Raw genomic sequence first — 18041 nt, 5'->3', positions numbered from 1 at the left:
TGATCGATGCCGGGAGAGGGGACAACCCGTGAGAGCCATTTCCGGGGGAGGGTGAGGGCTTGAGTATCACCGCATCGGCGCTCAATAAGCAGGATGAGGCGCAACGCGGCGCACTGGTCGAGCGCCTGTTTCACGGGGGCATCGCCGTGCTGGAGATGCTCAGCATCTACATTGGCGACCGGCTTGGATTGTACCGGGCCATCGCGAAGGACGGTCCGTCGACGGCAGGCGAGCTGGCACGGTCAGCGGGCATTCATGAAAGGTATGCGCGGGAGTGGCTCGAGCAGCAGGCAGTTGCTGGGCTGATCGCGGTCACGACGGACAACACCGACGGCGCCAAACGCGAGTACGGCCTGGCTCCCGGCCACAGCGAGGTGCTGTTGAATCCCGACAGCCTCAACTACCTGCTGCCCATCGCCTGGGCAATTCCCGGAGTGGTCGGCACGCTGCCTGCCCTGCTGACGGCCTACCGCGGAGGCGGTGGGGTCCCCTACATCGACTATGGGCCAGAATTCCGCAACTCCATCGCCTCGCTGAACCGGCCGATGTTCTTGAATCAGCTCGGTGCCGACTGGCTGCCTGCCATGCCTGATGTGGATCGCCGCTTGCGCGCGGAGCCGCCGGCAAAAGTGGCTGACGTCGGTTGCGGAACCGGTTGGTCCAGCATCGCGATCGCGAAAGCCTACCCAAAGGTCCGGGTCGATGGCTTCGATCTCGACGAGCCATCGATCACTGCTGCTCGGGAGAATGCGATGAACGCAGTGGTCGACGACCGCGTAAGGTTCGAGCTCCGCGATGCAGCCGCCCCCGGCAGGGCGGCCTCATACGACCTCGTCACGGCCTTCGAGACCATCCACGACATGTCGAACCCTGTCGCCGCTCTGCGGGCGATGCGCGCGTTGGTCGCGCCTGGCGGCGCGGTGCTGGTAGCCGACGAGCGCGTGGCCGAGGCGTTCACCGCCCCTGGGGACGAGCTCGAGCGCTTCATGTATGGGTGGAGCGTTTTACATTGCCTGCCCGTCGGCAGAGTTGATCCGCCAGCGCTCGGAACCGGCACGGTCATGCGTCCCGAGACGCTGCGTCGCTACGCCGCAGACGCGGGGTTCTCCGGCGTCGAGATCTTGCCCATCAAGCACGATTTCTGGCGCTTCTACCGCTTGCTACAGTAGCCATCTGATGGCACATCGGCGTCCGAGAACCGTTTTTTGGAAGCTGGCGATCGTCGTCGTGGCCACGGTAGTTGGCCTCGTGTCCGCGGGTTGCGGATCGAGCAACTCCGGGTCGGGCACTAGCTCGTCGCCCAACGCCAGCTCGCCTGGCGGTTATTGATCACGCGAGGAGCGAGTTCCGCCGCGGCGTCGTTATCCGCGCCTTGTGGGAGGTTGGGGGAAGGATCTAGTTCCCAGCTCAAGGACGAATACGGGCGCTACTAGCGGTGGACTACTTGCACCCGACCACGGTGCAAACGGTTTGTACCGGGATGGCTAGAGATAGGGCTTCGACACCCGTCCCGAGGAGCTTGGCTGCCGAAACCGCTACGACCGAGCCATGGCTGTCCAGAAGCGGACCCCCGCTGTTGCCGGGGCTTATCGCGGCGGAGAACTGAATGTAGTCGGCACCGTCCAGGCTGCGAAATCCAGAAACTACCCCAAGCGAGACACTGCCGCCCAGGCCGAGGGGCGAGCCGACGGCCATCACGGTGTCGCCGAGCTGTGGCCTCCCAATCGCGACCTGAAGGGCTGGAAACCGTTCGGCAATATGGATGATGGCAAGGTCATCGCCTGGCCGCACCTGCGTGATGCTGCCGTCGATCGTCAGGTCACCCTGCCGCAAGTGGACAGCGGCGTCGCCGGCGTTGAAGGCTTCGGCGACGACGTGGAAGTTGGTCACAACATCCGATCCCCCCACACCTGACCGAGCCACCCATCCCGAGCCCAGCCCGTGGTCAGTCGCTACCGTGAAGATCGACGGCTGAACAGCGCGCGCGATCGCGCCCCAATCGGCTTGTGTGCGCATCTGCGCCTCCAGGGATCGGACCCGGGCTTGTAGCTCGAAGATCGAGCGACGGTCGGCGGATGATCTGCCAGCTTCGACGTGTTGTTCTTGGACGGCTAAGCCAAGGCTCGTCAGGGGCGCACAAAGGAGCAGCAGGCCCCCCAGGCTCACAAGGAAAAGCCTCCTCAAGCGGCATGGCGCCGAGCCGTGAGCATCCGGGTGGAGCACGCGTGTCACCCGGATGCTTGCTCTGTGCGCCTGATTCCGAATCGAGTCCTGCACGTGCGACTAGCTCGAAGCGGTCCCGAGATCGGCCTCGGCCTTGCCGATCGTGAGGAAGGCCGCGTCCAGCTTATGAGCGCCGTCTTTAACTTTGTTGACGTCGTCGTTGTCCGCCCCGGTGATGAATTCCTGGAGCGCTGCGATTGCTGCGCTGAGCCCGTCGCGCAGCTCGCCATCGGCGTTTGACAGCGCTGGCGGCACGTTTGCAGCGGCACGCTGGGTTTGGAACGCCTGTAGGTCGGTCAGAGTTTGCTGGGCTGCAGTTCGGCAGGGTCCGAACGAGGCGCAGGCTGCCATGGTTTGGTAATTGGTCAAAGCCCGTCCGTTGTTGACGGCGACGAACGTGATGTAGTCAGACGTCATCTTCTGCCTCGCGGCATCTGCATGCGCGGCGGTGAGCTGGTCGCGGGTGGTCGTCAGCGTCGCCTGAGTCACAGCGAGTTGATGCTGGGCGGTGTCACGCTGACCAATCGTCGACCACAGGAATCCGGTGAGCGTGCCGGAGACGATCAGGGCGGCCACTCCGATGGCGACGGGCGGAACCCAGCCGCGGCGACGTTGCGCGCGAAGCGGTTTCTCGGAAACCGCGTGATCAGCGGCGCCCTCTGGCGCCACGGCTGGCGTCACCACCTGAACAGCCTCGGGCGGCGAGGCGCCGGCGCCATTCGGTTCGGGTCGTAGTCCCGCGACTTCTTCAATTTCCGTGTCGATCGCCATTGCTCTACCTCCTTGAAAAAGACCTGCCAGCAACGGGTCCACACTACGGACCCTTTCTCTCGGCGTCGTCAGTAGAACTACTGACGGTTAAGCGCCCCAGCGGGAAAGTTACTGAGGGTTTAGGATTGCTGGGGGAGGGAGGGCATGCCCCAGGCACAAATCTGGGAGCGCGACGGGACACTTGGGGCGATCGAGCGACTGCTGTCCGAGGCCCGCGAGGGACGAGGACGGAGCCTCTTTATCGTCGGAGAAGCGGGCCTTGGAAAGACCACGATGATCGACCGAGCCCAGACGGTCGCTCGAGGTCAGTTCCAGGTCAGCATCGGACGCGGCGACGCGGCCGAATCGAGCCTCCCGTTCGGCATCATCGACCAGGCACTCCGGGGACTCGGGTTTCGCAATCCTGATGACACCACCAGCGCCCGACGATCTGCGCTTCAAGCTCGTGCGGCGCGGCTGTACGCCGCCCTCCAGTTCCTCGAGGGACTTCCCTCACCAACGCTGATGCTCCTTGATGACCTCCACTGGGCGGACGATGACTCGCTGGCACTGCTCTCTTATCTCTGCCACAGGATCGGCAATCTGCCAATCGCTCTCATTGGAACCCTTCGACCGTGGCCTGAGACGGCTCTCGATACGGTCCGGCCGCTTGCCAACGACGGTGACGCGATCATGGAACGCTTGTTGCCGCTGAGCGACGCCGGCGCAGTGGAAATGTTGGCAGATCGGGCTCGCGGCAGGATCTCGCGATCCTCGGCCCGGCGCGCCGCCAGACTGGCGGGGGGAAACCCGCTTCTACTCGAGCAGGTGGTCATGAGTGTCCGGCGCGGTGAGAACCTCGCTGGATCCGATGGCCACGTTGCGACCATAAAAAGCGGGCTCCTGCGCGCGCGGTTCACGGGGGTGTCGGCCGGGGAAAAGCGCTACGCGCAGGCGGCGGGCGTTCTGGGAAGCCGGTTCCGCCCCACGATCGCGACGGCGATGGCGGAGCTCCTGCCCGGCGAGGGCGATCTGGCGCTCGAAGGGCTCTATCGCGGAGGGCTGTTCAAAGCCGATGCGCCCGGCTGGGCCCAGTTCGCGCATCCCATGCTCCGGCAAGTCGTGTACGACGAGATCCCGCCACCGATGCGAGGGCGATGGCATGCCCGTGCCTTCCGCCTGCTTCTAGCGGCGGGAGCCGAGCCGTCGGAGGCGGCCGAACACGCGGCCCGTGCGGGTCTAATCGGTGACCCTGACGGCGTGGCGGTCCTGGCGCAGGCAGGTCGAAGCGCCATGCGCGAGGGTGCGATCGCCCGCGCCAGACAACGGTTGTCGGCGGCCGTCGAGGTGGCGGGTACCCGAGCCGCTGCCGACCTGTTGATGGATCTCGGCGAGGTCCAACTCGACAGCGGCGACGGGCGAGGCGCCATCGTGACGTTTCGGCGTGTCCTCGCTGTTCCCGACCTGACTGACCAACTACGCAGCGCCGCCCAGCGCATGCTCGGACGCGCCCTGTTCATCCGGGGCGCCGTCCAGGAAGCTGGCGAAGCCTTCCGAACGGCGGTCGCCGGCGCGCTGCCGTCAGACAAATCGGAAGCCGTTCGGGCACTGCTCGACGAGGCGTTTATCTCATGGCCCAGCGGAGGTCCCGCTATGGCCACGCCCTTGCTGGAACAGGCTCGCGAGCTTGCGATCGGTAGCTCGCCGAGGCTCCGATTTCGTGCCGACACCGCCTGGGCCTTCAGCACATTTGTCGGCGGTGACCCAACCGGGATCGCAGTCATCGACAGCGCTGTTGCCGAAGCATTGGCCAATCCTGAGGCCGACACGACCGACTTCGCCTGGAGTTGGGGAACGCTGGGAACCTACGGAAACCTGGCGAAGTGGACGGAACGGTTCGGCGAGGCGACCCGCGCGTACGAGATCGGGATGGGCGCCGCCGAGCGCATCGGCCTCCCGGTGGCAATCGCGACCGTGGCCGTCATGCATGGCGACACGTGCCTTCGAATGGGCAAGCTCCGGGAGGCGCTTCTACTCGCCGACCGGGCAACGCTGCTCTCGGACCTCGCGCCGGAGCGGGCCTTCTGGGCGGCCATCATCCACGCCTACACACTGAACGAGATGGGCCAGATGGAGGAGTGTGCGGAATGGTGTCGACGGGCGGCTTCGCTTGCCGACCCGAACGAGTACTCGGCGGGTCGCGTGTGGCTCCTGCACATGGTGGCGGTGCTGGCCATGCACGCCAGGCGGACGGCGGACGCCTGCGCCCTGTTCGACCGCCTGCGAGCCCTGGCCACTCAGTTACAAATCCTGGAGCCATGCGTCGTTCCCTGGTCCGGCGACGCTATCACCGCATACCTCTATGGCGGGCGGATCGAAGATGCCCAGACCATTCTGGCGTCACTCGACTCGATGGCCGAACGCCTGCCGTGCCGATTCCCGCGAATCGTTGCGCTTGGGGCCCGGGCCGCGTTGGCGCAAATCGATGGTGACCTTGAGGCTACGAAACACCTGCTCGACGAGTCAATCGTGCTCGCGACGGGAAGTGGGATGCTGCTACTCGAGGCTAGAATTCGGCACCGGCTCGGTGCTCTATTGCGAAAGTCAGGGCAGGATCGGGCGGCCCGACCGCTATTGAAACGGGCCTACGAATTGGCTGAGGGATGCGGGGCTGAGGCGCTGGCGAAGAAGGCGGGCGACGAGCTGAAGCTGGCTCATGGCCGCTTGAAGCATCGAGTGGTCGATCCCGATGCGCTGACGCCCGCGGAGCTTCGGGTCTGTAACCTCGCCGAGCGAGGAGTCAAACCGCAACGGATTGCCGAGCAGCTCGTGGTCAGCCTCAACACGATCGAGACTCACCTTCAGCACATTTATCGCAAGCTCGGGATCAACTCACAGCGAGAGCTGATCGCGCTGGCGCGCCAGCGAGACGCGTCGCCACCTCAGAACGGAAGCGCCACGGCCGTTACGTCTTCGGCGGCCCCTCCGTTACCGAGACATGCACAGGCGAGACGGTAGATCCCATCGAAGAGGGTGGTGGTGGTGGTGGTGCGAGCTCGCGAGCTGGCAAGGACGGAGATGGCGGCGGCAAGGGAGCTGATCCGAGACCGGGGATCAATTCCGGCTACGCGGCGGTTCGAATGGATGATGGTCGGCCTCTGTACCTGGTTGATGGGGGGCGCCTACCTTGACTCCTGGGCTCATCGGCACCTGGCGAGGCTCGAGACCTTCTTTACGCCCTGGCACGCTGTGCTGTATTCAGGGATGTTCGCCATCCTGATCTTCCTCGCCCTGAGCGCGCTCCGAAACCAGGCCCGCGAACATCGCCCTGGTCAGGTGCTGCCGGCGGGCTACGGCCTCTCGCTGCTGGGCTGCGTCCTGTTTGGCATCGGCGGCGTGATTGACATGTTCTGGCATCTCAAGTTCGGCATCGAGGTCAGTCTCGCGGCCCTCATCAGCCCACCACACCTTCTCCTGATGCTGGCGCTTGGGCTGATCGTCACCGGACCATTGCGCGCGGCCTGGCGGCGGCCGGGGACCCAAGCTCCCTTGACGGCGGTGATCTCGGCCAGCCTCCTGCTGTCGATGTTCACTTTTTTCGACCAGTTCGACCAACCGCTGGTCAACACCTGGGCGGTCGCCCAGGCTGCGATCCCCACCACGACTCGTTACCTACAGGAACTTGGCGTCCTGGGGATCATGGTGCAGACGGCCCTGCTGACCGGCGTCGTGCTCTACTTGCTTAGTCGATTCACGCTGCCGTTTGGCAGCATCACGCTCCTTGTCGGGTTGAACGGCGCCCTGTTGGGATCGCTGGAGCAGCACTTCGACCTCATCCCGGTCGCGATCATAGGCGGACTGCTGGCTGACCTGGTGATGATGTGGCTCAGGCCGGGACCTCAGCGGGTTACCGCTCTTCGGATTGCTTCATTCCTTGGCCCAGTCGGCGTGAGCTCGCTCTACCTTCTTTTCCTGGAGCTCACGCGCGGAGTGAGCTGGCCGATCACGCTCTGGCTCGGATCGATCGCCGTGTCAGGAGCAATTGGCGTCCTGCTCAGTTACCTTGCGGTCCATCCCGCTATGCCTCGGCTCGCGGACGCCGAGACGTTACCGATGGCGTAATGGGCTACTCGAGCTCTTCGACCGGGTCGCCGGTGTAGCTGTCGATCTTGCGATTGACTGCGCCCGGAGCCTCGTCGACCACGTGCATGGCCGCGTCCTCGGCGCTGGGATAACCGCCTTCGTCACCCAATTCGGACCGCAGTTCACCGCCATCGTCTTCCGACTCGTCGTCGATGAGCCGAACCTCTTGCGCGTCCGGACGAATGCGATCGGGAACTTCTTCCCGTAGCCGCTCATCCAACGTGTCCTGGTGAAAATAGTCGTCCGGCGCCTGCTTGTAATCGCGCGGCGGAACCTCGCCTTCCTGGGCGTCGCCGGTGATCTCCTTCTGGTGCAGCGCGCCTATCAAGTCGGGTTGACCCTCGGAATCGAGGTCTTCGTCTTCGGATAGGTCCGCGGTACGTGCACGGCCCCGTGGACCGGGTGCCGCGTCGAGATCGGGGATGCCCTGCGTATCGAGGTCGTCGTTGGGGTCTTGATCCTGCTGTGCCATAAGACAGTTATACCCCTGGCGTGAGGCAGCCATGAAATCTTAGATTGACTCCAACGGGCGAGGCTCGGGTCCGACGCTTCCCGCCGGTGCCCGGTCCCTACGGATGGGGAGGGGCCGCGTTCGTCGTCGCATCGCTCGCCAGCCAGGTAGCTGCGTCGCTCTTCCTGTTGTTGATTGTCGTGAACCGCGATGGGCATCTCGTCATCCCGCTGATCATCTGCTTCGTCCTGGCTTTTCCTTTGCTCGGCGCCGCTCTCGTGCTCTGGCGGATCGGCATGAAACGGGCGGGTACGCTCCACCCGAGCTCGATGGCCAAGGAGCGACAGCGCCCCGCATCCTCGGACTACCGCCGAAACACGAAGCGATCATTTTTATCGCACTCAGTCTGATCAGCGCAGCGATTCTTGTGGTGACAGGTCTGTTCTGGATTCCGAACTAGCCGAGCGACTGGGCCTTTTCTTGCCCGTCCGGGCAGGCTAGAATGCAGCCATTCGTCATAGCAGACGTCGCAGCCACCCAGCCAGTGTGAGAACCCGGCGAAAGCGCATCGCGCGCCCGAAGCGCTCCGCCTCGCGGCAGCGTTTTCGTATTAAGGCACCTCGCCTGCCGAAGCTCAAGGTTCCTGAATCCCAGCAGCGCGAGCTAGCCGGGATTGGTTTCCTGCTCCTCGCCGGCCTGCTGGTGCTGGCGGTCGCGCTGCAGGCCAGCGGCTCGGCAATGCATCTGCTCCGCGGAGGGCTGGTGGGCCTTTTCGGGTGGGGGGTGGTCTTCGTGATCCTGGCGGCCCTGGTCGCGGCGGCTGAGCTGCTCATGCCCTGGATCGAGACGATGACCTGGGGCCGCGGCCTCGGCATCGCCCTGCTCCTTGTCGCGTCTCTCGGTCTCCTTCACTTATCAGCCGGCGGTTCCGGGGGATCGGTTGGCCGTGCCGAGGGAGAGGCGCTGCGGAGTCTCGCCGGAACCGCGGGTAGCATCCTGATCCTGGCCGCGGTCTTCCTCGGTGGGCTGGTCCTCGCCTTCGACATCTCGTTCCGCGAAACGATCGGGGCCCTGCGCGAGCACTACCTCGCGAACCGGCCCGAGCCCAAGCCGGTGCTGAAAGGGAAGAAGCTGGCCGAGGTCTGGAATGCACGCAACCAGGTGGTTCGCACAGAGACCGCTGAACCCGTGCTCGTCCCGATCAATGGTGTGGCCTCGCCCACCAGGCCCCCTGCCGCGCCCGCCCCATCTCCATCTCCCGACCTTGAATCCGCCGTGGCGGCCCTGCAAGAGCCAATCGAAGAAGAGCCAGCGCCCACTACTCGCCGAAAGACGGCCGCTGCCGCCGAGCCCGTGTTGACGGTCGTTCCTGGCGGGGACGAGGCGGCGTCGACCCTGGTGGAAGATGAGATCCAGCGAGTCTGGATGAAGCCCGATCTGACCTTGCTGGATACCGTCACCGTCCGCAAGGAACGGCTGCACGACGAGATCAAGGCGAATATCAAGCTGATCGAGTCGACCCTCGCGAGCTTCGACGTCGAGGCGACGGTCATCGGGGTCAACTCCGGTCCCTCCGTTACGCAGTACGAGCTGCAGCCGGGCCACGGCGTCCCCGTCCGGAAGATCACCGCGCTGCAGAACGACCTGGCGCTCGCGCTCTCCGCCGCGATCCGCATCCAGGCGCCGATCCCGGGTAAGCCGGCGCTGGGTATCGAGGTTCCCAACAAGGCCACCAGCCTGGTCACGCTCCGGGAGATCATCCAGACCCCGACCTTCCAGAACGACCAGACATTGTTGTCGCTCGCGATCGGAACGGATGTCTCCGGCAACACCGTGGTCGGCGACCTGACCCGCATGCCCCACCTCCTGATCGCCGGTGCGACCGGCTCGGGCAAGAGCGTCTGCATCAACGCATTGATCGCCGGCATGTTGTTCCAGGCGACACCCGAGGAGCTGAAGTACATCCTGATCGACCCAAAACGCGTCGAGTTCTCCATGTTCCAGGACATGCCCCACCTGCTCGTGCCAGTCGTCACGGAATCGGATCACGCGACCTCAGCCTTGCGCTGGGCGGTCGCCGAGATGGAGACGCGCTACAAGCTGTTCGCCAGCCACACCGTCCGCAACATCGCCGACTTCAACGGCCGGGCGCCGGAAATGGGCCTCAATCCATTGCCCTACATCGTGATCGTCATCGATGAACTGGCCGACCTGATGATGGTGGCCGCGGGCGAGATCGAGGAGTTGATCTGCCGCATCGCCCAGCTGGCGCGTGCCGTCGGTATCCACCTGCTGGTCGCGACGCAGCGACCCTCCGCCGACATCATCACCGGCTTGATCAAGGCCAACATCCCCTCGCGGATCGCCTTCGCGGTGAGCTCCAGTATCGACTCGCGCGTCATTCTTGACGAGACCGGCGCCGAGAAGCTGCTCGGCCGTGGCGACATGCTCTACCTGCCGGTCGAGGCGGGCCGGGCCACCCGCTTACAGGGCGTCTTCGTCTCGGACCGGGAGATGAAGGCGATCATCGACTTCTGGAAGGCCCAGGGAAAACCGCAGTACCAGGAGGAGATCTTCAACGTCGAGGCGACCGTCTCCTGGGTGAAGGAAGGCATGAAGCGTGATCCGCTCTTCGCCAAGGGGGCGCACGTAGTCGCCACCGAAGGCCGCGCCTCGGTATCCCTGCTTCAGCGCAAGCTGAATGTCGGATACACGCGGGCAGCCCGCATCGTCGACCAGCTGGCCGACCAGCGGGTGATCGGTCCCTATGAGGGAAGCAAGTCACGCGAGGTGCTGATGAACCTGCTCGAAGTAGATGAGCTGGTCAAGGACCTCGACGATGCCAACTCGTGACGACGGCCCCCACCCTGCCCTCCCCCGCAAGCGAGGGAGGAAAAAGTTTGCGACAGACAGCTGTCAAATGGCCGGGTTAGCATAGGCCCCAAGTAATGGCTCAGGACTTTTCGTTCGACGTGGTCTCGCAGTTCGACCGGCAGGAGCTGGTCAACGCGGTAAACCAGGCGCAGCGTGAGATCGTGACCCGCTACGACTTCAAGGACACCGGCGCGTCGATCGACCTGGGCGAGAACGAGATCACGCTGAATGGCCCCAGCGAATTCAAGCTGAAGGCTATGATCGATGTGCTGCAGAGCAAGCTGGTCAAGCGTCAGCTCTCACTGAAGATCCTCAAGGCCGGCCCGATCGAGACGGCCGCCAAAGGTAACGTGCGTCAGACGCTCGAGCTGCAGCAGGGCATCGACGATGAGCTGGCGCGCAGCCTGGTCAAGCAGATCAAGCAGGTCTCACCCAAGGTGCAGCCGCGCATCCAGGGCGACACCATCCGGGTGTCGAGCCGCGAGAAGGACCTGCTGCAACAGGTGATCGCGGCCCTCAAAGCGAGCGAGACGCAGGTCCCGCTGCAATTCATCAATTACCGGTGACCCGTGCCGCCCGATCCCGAGGTCTTCGCGCTGGCACAACAAGTAGGGGAGAGGCTTCGCCAGCTCCGCAAGTCGATTGCGGTGGCGGAGTCCTGCACTGGCGGCCTGCTGGGCGCGGCCTTGACGGACGTGCCGGGCAGCTCCGCGTACTTCCGGGGTGGGGTGATCAGCTACGCCGACCAGGTGAAGCGGGAACAACTAGGCGTGTCCGACGCGATGTTGCGCCGGTACGGCGCCGTCAGCGAGGAGACGGCCGCGGCCATGGCGAGCGGCGTTCGGCAGCGGCTGCAGGCCGACATCGGCGTCTCGATCACCGGGGTGGCGGGGCCAGATGCGGAGGGTGCCAAGCCGGTCGGTCTGACCTTTATCGGGATCGCCGCCGCGGTCGCCACGACGAAGCGTTTTCAATGGGCCGGCGACCGCTGGGACAACCGGCGTCGCTCGGTGATCGCCGCCTTGGAGCTGCTGGTCCGGGCTCCGGAGCTTTAGCGTTGACAGTTACACAAATCCGTATTACAGTGGAGCGGACGGGCCAGGCCGACCACGAAGCAAGGGGAATCTAGATGTCAGAAAAAGACCGGGCATTAACAGCGGCGCTCAGCCAGATCGAGCGCAGCTATGGGAAGGGCGCGATCATGAAGTTGGGGGAGGCGGCGGCCCAGCGCAACATCGACGTGATCCCGACCGGATCGCTCACCCTCGACATGGCGCTCGGCGTCGGCGGGATCCCGCGCGGGAGAGTGGTGGAGATCTATGGCCCGGAGTCGTCGGGCAAGACGACGCTGGCGCTGCACGTCATCGCACAATCCCAGAAGCTCGGAGGCGTCGCCGCCTTCATCGACGCCGAACACGCCCTCGACCCGGTTTACGCCGGGCACATCGGCGTCAAGACCGAGGACCTGCTGATCTCTCAACCAGACACCGGCGAGCAGGCGCTCGAGATCGTCGACGTCCTGGTGCGCTCCGGCGCGGTGGACGTGATCGTCGTCGACTCGGTGGCGGCACTCGTGCCGAAGGCGGAGATCGACGGCGAGATGGGGGACAGCCACGTGGCCCTGCAGGCGCGCTTGATGTCGCAGGCCCTTCGCAAGCTGACCGGCGCCATCTCCAAGTCCAGCACCTCGGTGATCTTCATCAACCAGTTGCGGGAGAAGGTCGGCATCATGTTCGGCAATCCCGAGGTGACCACCGGCGGCCGGGCGCTGAAGTTCTACGCGTCGGTCCGGCTCGACATCCGCAAGGTCGACTCGATCAAGAACGGGCTGGACGTCACCGGCAACCGGGTGAAGGTCAAGGTGGTCAAAAACAAGGTCGCCCCGCCCTTCAGGTCGGCCGAATTCGACATCCTCTATAACGAGGGGATCTCGTACTGGGGGAGCGTGCTCGACGCGGCGGTCGACGCCACTCTCGTGGAAAAGGCCGGCTCCTGGTTCTCCTGCAACGGCCAGCGCCTCGGCCAGGGGCGTGAGCAGACGGTTGGCTTCCTCAAGGCCAATCCGAAGTTGGGCGAAGAGCTGATCGCGCAGTTGAAGGGGAAGGCCGCGGAGAAGATCCTCCAGCCGGCATGAGATCCGGCGGCCGGCGCGCGACGCCGACCGCGCGCGAGCCGGAGAGCACCCAGGTCGCCTACACCGAGGCGGTCAAACGCCTGGCCCGCCAGCCACAATCACGAGCGGCGCTGCGCCAGCGCCTGCTCCGGTTGGGCTATGTCGAGGCGGCCGTGGACGCCGCGCTCGACCGGGCCGAGGGGGACGGCTACCTCAACGACCGCGAGTACGCCGCCTCGCTGGTGCGACGCCGGACCAAGGGTCGCGGCCATGCCCTGATCGCCCAGGAGCTCCGCGCCAAGGGAATCGACGAATCGGCGGCCGGACCGGCCCTGGCGACCGTCGACGCTGAGGCCGAGGCCGGGCAGGCGCTCACCCTCGGGCGGAGCGTGCTGGCCACCCGACGACTGGCGGACGCCCAGGCGCTGGCGGCTTATATTGGCCCCCGCCTCAGCCGGCGCGGCTTCAGCAGCGGCCTGGTGTATCGGGTCTGCCGCCTCCTGAGCGATGAGTGGGAGGCCTCCGGCCGGTTTGACAGTCCCCAGAAACGCGACTAAAATGGTCAAGATTCTGTCGCTCTGTAACGACTAGTCCCGCCGCGTTCACGCGCGGTGCGAAGAACCTTCACAAGTCCATAAGCGAGGTGTAACTATGCCCACTCCATTACTCCTGGTCATTGGGGTCGTGGTGGGTGCGCTTGTGGGAGCCCTCGTCGCCTACCTCTGGGTTGGCAATCAGAACCGGCAGCGCGATCTCGTCTCCAACGCGGAACGGGAAAAGCTGCTGTCGGATGCCGAGACCCAGATGAAGGAGATGGTCCTCGAGGCCAAAGAGGAAGCCCACCGCATCCGCCTGAGCCTGGAACAGGAGGTACGCGACGCACGTGCTGAGCTCCAGCGTTCGGAGCGCCGGGTTCAGCAAAAAGAGGAATCGATCGATCGGAAGCTCGAAGATCTCGACCGGAAGGAACAGGGAATCACCGCGAAAGAGTTGGAGATCGGGAGGACCAGGGAACGCGTCAATGACGCTCTCGCCGAGCAAGTCAAAGAGCTCGAGCGGATTTCGGGAATGACGCGGGCCGAAGCGAGGACGACGATCCTCACCAACCTTGAAAAGGAACTCAACCAGGAGATCGCGCAGAAGATTCGCGAAGGCGAGGAGATCGTCAAAGAGGAGAGCGAAAAGCGCGCGCGCAACATCCTGGTAACCGCCATGCAGCGGGTTGCCGCCGAGCAGACCGCGGAGACGTCGGTATCGGTGGTGGCCATTCCGAGCGACGAGATGAAGGGCCGCATCATCGGTCGGGAGGGCCGCAACATTCGAGCCCTCGAACACGCGACCGGCGTCGACCTGATCATCGACGACACGCCGGAGGCGGTCATCCTGAGTGGCTTCGACCCGGTCCGCCGCGAGGTGGCGCGGGTGGCCCTCAACCATCTGCTCGTCGACGGCCGGATCCATCCGGCCCGAATCGAAGAGATGGTCACCAAGGCTCGCAACGATGTCCAGAACCGGATTCGGGAAGAAGGCGAGCAGGCGATGTTCGAGACCGGTGTGACGGGCCTGCATCCGGAGCTGGTCAAACTGCTGGGCACGCTTGCGTTTCGGACCAGCTATGGCCAGAACGTCCTGACCCACAGCAAGGAGGTCTCCTTCCTCTGCGCGATGGCGGCGGCTGAGATCGGCGCCGACGTGGCGCTCGCCCGCGAAGCCGGCCTGCTGCACGACATCGGCAAGGCGATCGACCATGAGGTCGAGGGGTCGCACGCCATCATCGGCGGAGAGCTCCTCAAGCGGCTCGGCCGGCCGGAAACGCTGGTCAACGCCGTCGCCGCCCACCATATGGACGTCGAGCCAACCAGCCTGGAGGCCATCCTGACGGTCGCTTGCGACGCCGTCTCGGCAGCCCGTCCCGGCGCTCGCCGGGAGACGCTGACCACCTACATCAAGCGGCTCGAGAAGCTGGAAAGCATCGCCAACTCGTTCGAAGGCGTCGAGAAATCGTTCGCGATCCAGGCCGGGCGCGAGATCCGCATCATCGTCAAGCCCGACACCATCGACGACAGTCGGGCCCAGATCCTCGCCCGCGATATCGCGAAGCGCATCGAAGGCGAGCTCAGCTATCCGGGCCAGATCAAAGTAACCGTCATCCGCGAAACCCGCATCATCGAATTCGCCAAGTAAGCAAGAGAGGCGACCCGCAGGGGTTGCCTCTCTTTATTTGTTGCCCCTTACTCGCTGGCGCGAGCCGGCGGGTCGCTCAGGGTGCGAAGTTGGACGGCCAGGTGGGCCAGGCCGAGATCGAGGCCAGCGTTCCAGGCAATCATGTCGTGGCCGCCCGGCACGACATCAAATTCGTGCGCGATGCCGAGGCGATCGAGTTCGGCGCTGAACTCGGCCATCCGGTTCTGGAAATAGGGATCGTTCCGACCACCGCTCAGGACGTAATAGATGTCGCCAGCGCCCGACTGCGAGTTGACGAGCGACGCCGGGCTGTTGCGCTCGATAAAGCCAGGGTCTTCACCGAAGACCCCGGGATCGGCCTCGGGATCGTTGGCGGCGATGAATCCGCTGAAGCTCATGGCGGTACTGAAGAGCTCTTGATGATGCAGCGCGAGGTTGAGGGCGCCGAACCCGCCAGACGACGCCCCGCCGACGAACCGCGTGGAGCGGTCGGGCATCGTCCGGTAATTCTGGTCGATGAAACTGACCAGGTCGATGACCTGGTCCTCGACTAGCTCGGTGCCGTCCCACCGGTTGGCCCAGTCCGTATCGCCGGAGCGACTAGAGCCGTCGGGCATCACCACGATCATTTCCGGCGCGCCGGCGGCGATTGCCTGGTCCATCGTCGCCCGCAAGCTAAAGGCCGCCCAATCGCTGGCGCGACCGCCGTCGCCGTGCAGCAGATACAGAACCGGATAGGTTCGGTCGGGCGCCTGCGCATACGACGGGGGGAGATAGATCTCGAAGGGGCGCTGCGTGAGCATCGCCTGGCTGTAGAAGGTCCCCGAAACGATCCGGCTCACCGCGGGCTGGACTGCAGGCGCCGCGACCGGTGCGGCGGGCGGAGTCGACGCGACCGCCGCGCTGCCGTGCGGCGCTGCGGCCGCGACCCGGGCGACGGTGCGCGCGGGGGTACGGGCATGACCGAACACCGGTCCGCGCGCGAAGACCAGGCCGATGGCGAGTAGCCCTGCGAACGCTGCCGGCAGAGCACGCCTCATGGAAGACGCCATTGGAGCTCCCACAGCCACACCAACTCCCATCCTGCGTGGTTTCTGCTGATGAAAATCTGAGAAAACGGTGAAGATTCGGTGAGAGGGGGTCCGCAAGCCCGTCGGATCGCACGCCGTTTCATGCTGGTGAGGCCGCAGGGCCGGGACTGGGCGCCACTTATCGTGCTGGCCGTCGCCGTAAGCGTTGCGTTGATCGGCGCCGGGTTCCTGGGGGGCTATGCCGTCGGATACACGCAGCACAGACCGGTGGCCGACCGGGCGAACGCTAATGCCAGTGCGACGCCCGCGCAACCGGAGCCGAAGCCAACGCCTGCTACGGATGGCTCGCCACAGTGCTCGTTTGCTGACTTTCCGGTCTATCCGGGGTCGGACAATTACCGCATCTCGCCGCCGGTGCAGAATGCCTGGTTCGTGAACCAACTCCCGTCCCAGGTGGCGAGCTACTATGCGCGCGGCGCTTACCAGCGGGTTTGGACCTTTGTCGCAGGTCCCAACGCGACGGTCGCTCCGGACAATCCGGCCCCGGTGTACACGTTCCGTTTCACCCGGGCTCCCGCCTGCCGCGGGGAGTTGACGGTATCCCCCTATTCACGTGATGGGGCTACCGTGTACCAGGCTCTTCCAGACGCTCCCTAAACGGACCGCCGGGTGAACGACCGAGGATTTCGCGGATCCCACTTCGGAACGCGGTCGCGCCCGATTGCGCGGGATGGCGGACGTAGAGCGCTGCTGGGAGCGCCGCGGACGCGATGCGGCCAACGCCAATCAGGACACGAGGGCGCACGATGTCGACCAGACGCTCGACGAAGACCCGGCCCGCGGCGACCTCCTCGCGTGTCGGCCGGCGGTTGGACAGAGGCTTGCCCGGCAGATGCGGATGCGTCGGGACGGTATTCCACAGGATCACGCGTCGCTCAGAGCCGAACTCATCGAGGACGCCGTGGACGATCGTTCCGGAGGGCTCTTTCCACGGTCGTGGGCGGCGGCACGACCGCCGGTAAGGGTCGCCCCAGCGCGACAGATCGAACTCGCTGGTGAAAGCGATGCCGGACCAGCGCATCCCCTGGTAGCCGGCCGCTTCCCCGACGGCGATGACGTCGGCTTCGTGCCGCTCGTCGAGGTAACGCCGCAGGTTGGCGAGCCGGATCGCTGGCGCCCCGGGCAGGTCCTGGTCGCTCGCTTCGCGGAACTGGTTGAAGGTGGCGCCAATCGTCACCGTCGGCAGGTCAGAGAGCAATGCCTCGATCGCGGTCGCCTTGTTACGATCGGCCAATGACTGTGACCGTACTGGCGATCGGCGACATCATCGGCCGGCCCGGACGCGAGGCGGTAGCCAAATTGGTGCCGCAGCTACGCCGAGAGTTTTCCATCGACCTGGTGGTGGCCAATGGCGAGAACGCGGCCGGCGGCTTCGGCCTGACGCCCAAGATCGCCGATGACCTGTTCAGCCTGGGGATCGATGTGCTCACCTCCGGCAATCACATCTGGGACCAGCGCGAGATGATGACCGGCTTCGATGACCATCGACCGATTCTCCGCCCGCACAACTATCCGTCCGGGGCGCCAGGACGGGGCTGGTTCTGTCACGACCTGGGGGAGAAGGGCCAGGTCTTGATCGGGAACGTGCAGGGCCAGCTCTTCATGCCGCCCATCGATTCGGCCTTCAAGGCGGCCGACGAGGTGCTGCACCAGGGGCCCGGGACCAAGCTCCGCTTGATGGACATCCATGCGGAGGCGACCTCGGAGAAGATCGCCATGGGCTGGTACCTCGACGGCCGCGCCAGCTTTGTTTTCGGGACCCACACGCATGTTCCCACCGCGGATACCAAGATCTTTCCGGGCGGCACCGCCTTCGTCAGCGACCTGGGCATGGTCGGCCCCCGGGATTCGGTGATCGGGATGGACAAGGAAGCCAGTCTCCAGCGCTTCCTGACGGGGGTCCCCTACCGCTTCAAAGTGGCCGAAGGACCGGTCCAGTTCAACTCGGTCCTGGTCCGGATCGATGCCCTTTCGGGCAAGGCGGAGGCGATCGAGCGGCTGGATCGAGAGGTGGAGGTTACCTAGCAGCTTGACGACCCCCTAAATGGGGGTTAAGGTGTCGAGGGGCAATCAAACGTTCGGTCATTGCTCGATAGAATAGATGGACACTCTGGAAACCACCACACCGCCATCGCCAGCGAACGGCTCGACAGGGGAGAAGACGCTTTCAGCCAGCCCGGCTGCCGGTGTACCCCGCACGGCGCGCGCCGCG

Annotated in this window: 17 protein-coding genes; 12 read left to right on the top strand and 5 right to left on the bottom strand. The window is 65.0% G+C overall.

The features are described 5' to 3' along the window. Positions 1-59 precede the first annotated feature (59 nt). A complete protein-coding gene (locus VHK65_18475) occupies positions 60-1169 on the top strand; it encodes a methyltransferase domain-containing protein (GenBank protein ID HVS08137.1) in 1110 nt (369 codons plus the stop codon). A gap of 271 nt (positions 1170-1440) precedes the next feature. Here VHK65_18475 and VHK65_18470 read toward each other — a convergent pair whose 3' ends face one another. Both VHK65_18470 and VHK65_18465 read right to left on the bottom strand, forming a co-directional pair. Continuing rightward, positions 1441-2016 (bottom strand): trypsin-like peptidase domain-containing protein, encoded by a 576-nt coding sequence (locus VHK65_18470; protein HVS08136.1) that lies wholly within the window; start codon positions 2014-2016, stop codon positions 1441-1443. A gap of 267 nt (positions 2017-2283) precedes the next feature. Next, positions 2284-2994 carry a hypothetical protein gene (locus tag VHK65_18465; protein HVS08135.1) on the bottom strand — a complete coding sequence of 237 codons (711 nt, stop codon included), beginning with the start codon at positions 2992-2994 and terminating at the stop codon, positions 2284-2286. A 144-nt stretch (positions 2995-3138) separates the two neighbouring features. Here VHK65_18465 and VHK65_18460 point away from each other — a divergent pair, with 144 nt between their 5' ends. Together VHK65_18460 and VHK65_18455 are read left to right on the top strand one after the other, a co-directional pair. Next, entirely contained in the window at positions 3139-5991 is a 2853-nt protein-coding gene (locus VHK65_18460) for an AAA family ATPase (GenBank protein HVS08134.1), read from the top strand. Between the two features lie 24 nt (positions 5992-6015). Next, on the top strand, positions 6016-7095 hold the full coding sequence (locus tag VHK65_18455; protein ID HVS08133.1) for a hypothetical protein: 1080 nt from the start codon (positions 6016-6018) through the stop codon (positions 7093-7095). 4 nt (positions 7096-7099) lie between these two features. On the opposite strand, the gene VHK65_18450 is transcribed toward VHK65_18455, so the two are convergent. Further along, positions 7100-7588, bottom strand: coding sequence for a hypothetical protein (locus VHK65_18450; protein ID HVS08132.1), 489 nt, complete (start codon positions 7586-7588; stop codon positions 7100-7102). 86 nt (positions 7589-7674) lie between these two features. Here VHK65_18450 and VHK65_18445 point away from each other — a divergent pair, with 86 nt between their 5' ends. The 7 genes from VHK65_18445 to rny all read left to right on the top strand — a co-directional run bounded on the left by VHK65_18445 (position 7675) and on the right by rny (position 14738). Continuing rightward, positions 7675-7977: a hypothetical protein gene (locus VHK65_18445; protein ID HVS08131.1), complete on the top strand. Its 303-nt coding sequence runs from the start codon at positions 7675-7677 to the stop codon at positions 7975-7977. Positions 7978-8113: 136 nt separating this feature from the next. Further along, positions 8114-10420 carry a DNA translocase FtsK gene (locus VHK65_18440; GenBank protein ID HVS08130.1) on the top strand — a complete coding sequence of 769 codons (2307 nt, stop codon included), beginning with the start codon at positions 8114-8116 and terminating at the stop codon, positions 10418-10420. Positions 10421-10515: 95 nt separating this feature from the next. Continuing rightward, a complete protein-coding gene (locus VHK65_18435; protein HVS08129.1) occupies positions 10516-11007 on the top strand; it encodes a YajQ family cyclic di-GMP-binding protein in 492 nt (163 codons plus the stop codon). 3 nt (positions 11008-11010) lie between these two features. Next, complete coding sequence (locus tag VHK65_18430) at positions 11011-11496, top strand: nicotinamide-nucleotide amidohydrolase family protein (GenBank protein ID HVS08128.1); 486 nt, start codon at positions 11011-11013, stop codon at positions 11494-11496. Between the two features lie 74 nt (positions 11497-11570). After that, entirely contained in the window at positions 11571-12575 is a 1005-nt protein-coding gene (gene recA / locus VHK65_18425; GenBank protein ID HVS08127.1) for a recombinase RecA, read from the top strand. Continuing rightward, on the top strand, positions 12572-13111 hold the full coding sequence (locus VHK65_18420; GenBank protein HVS08126.1) for a regulatory protein RecX: 540 nt from the start codon (positions 12572-12574) through the stop codon (positions 13109-13111). The genes recA and VHK65_18420 overlap by 4 nt, the downstream gene beginning before the upstream one ends. Positions 13112-13205: 94 nt before the next feature. Next, positions 13206-14738, top strand: coding sequence for a ribonuclease Y (rny, locus tag VHK65_18415; protein HVS08125.1), 1533 nt, complete (start codon positions 13206-13208; stop codon positions 14736-14738). Positions 14739-14785: 47 nt separating this feature from the next. On the opposite strand, the gene VHK65_18410 is transcribed toward rny, so the two are convergent. Beyond that, positions 14786-15778 (bottom strand): alpha/beta hydrolase-fold protein, encoded by a 993-nt coding sequence (locus VHK65_18410; protein HVS08124.1) that lies wholly within the window; start codon positions 15776-15778, stop codon positions 14786-14788. Between the two features lie 132 nt (positions 15779-15910). Here VHK65_18410 and VHK65_18405 point away from each other — a divergent pair, with 132 nt between their 5' ends. Then, positions 15911-16426, top strand: a complete 516-nt coding sequence (locus VHK65_18405; GenBank protein HVS08123.1) for a hypothetical protein — start codon at positions 15911-15913, stop codon at positions 16424-16426. Here VHK65_18405 and VHK65_18400 read toward each other — a convergent pair. After that, positions 16392-17063 (bottom strand): uracil-DNA glycosylase, encoded by a 672-nt coding sequence (locus VHK65_18400; GenBank protein ID HVS08122.1) that lies wholly within the window; start codon positions 17061-17063, stop codon positions 16392-16394. The two genes, VHK65_18405 and VHK65_18400, sit on opposite strands and share 35 nt — an antisense overlap. On the opposite strand from VHK65_18400, the gene VHK65_18395 reads away from it, so the two are divergent. Further along, positions 17063-17854, top strand: a complete 792-nt coding sequence (locus VHK65_18395; GenBank protein ID HVS08121.1) for a TIGR00282 family metallophosphoesterase — start codon at positions 17063-17065, stop codon at positions 17852-17854. The genes VHK65_18400 and VHK65_18395 overlap by 1 nt on opposite strands. Positions 17855-18041 lie beyond the last annotated feature (187 nt).

Source organism: Candidatus Dormiibacterota bacterium (genome assembly GCA_035544955.1).
Taxonomy (GTDB): Bacteria; Chloroflexota; Dormibacteria; order CF-121; family CF-121; genus CF-13.
Note: the sequence above shows the minus strand (reverse complement) of the source record. Positions and strands in the feature narration are given on the sequence as shown.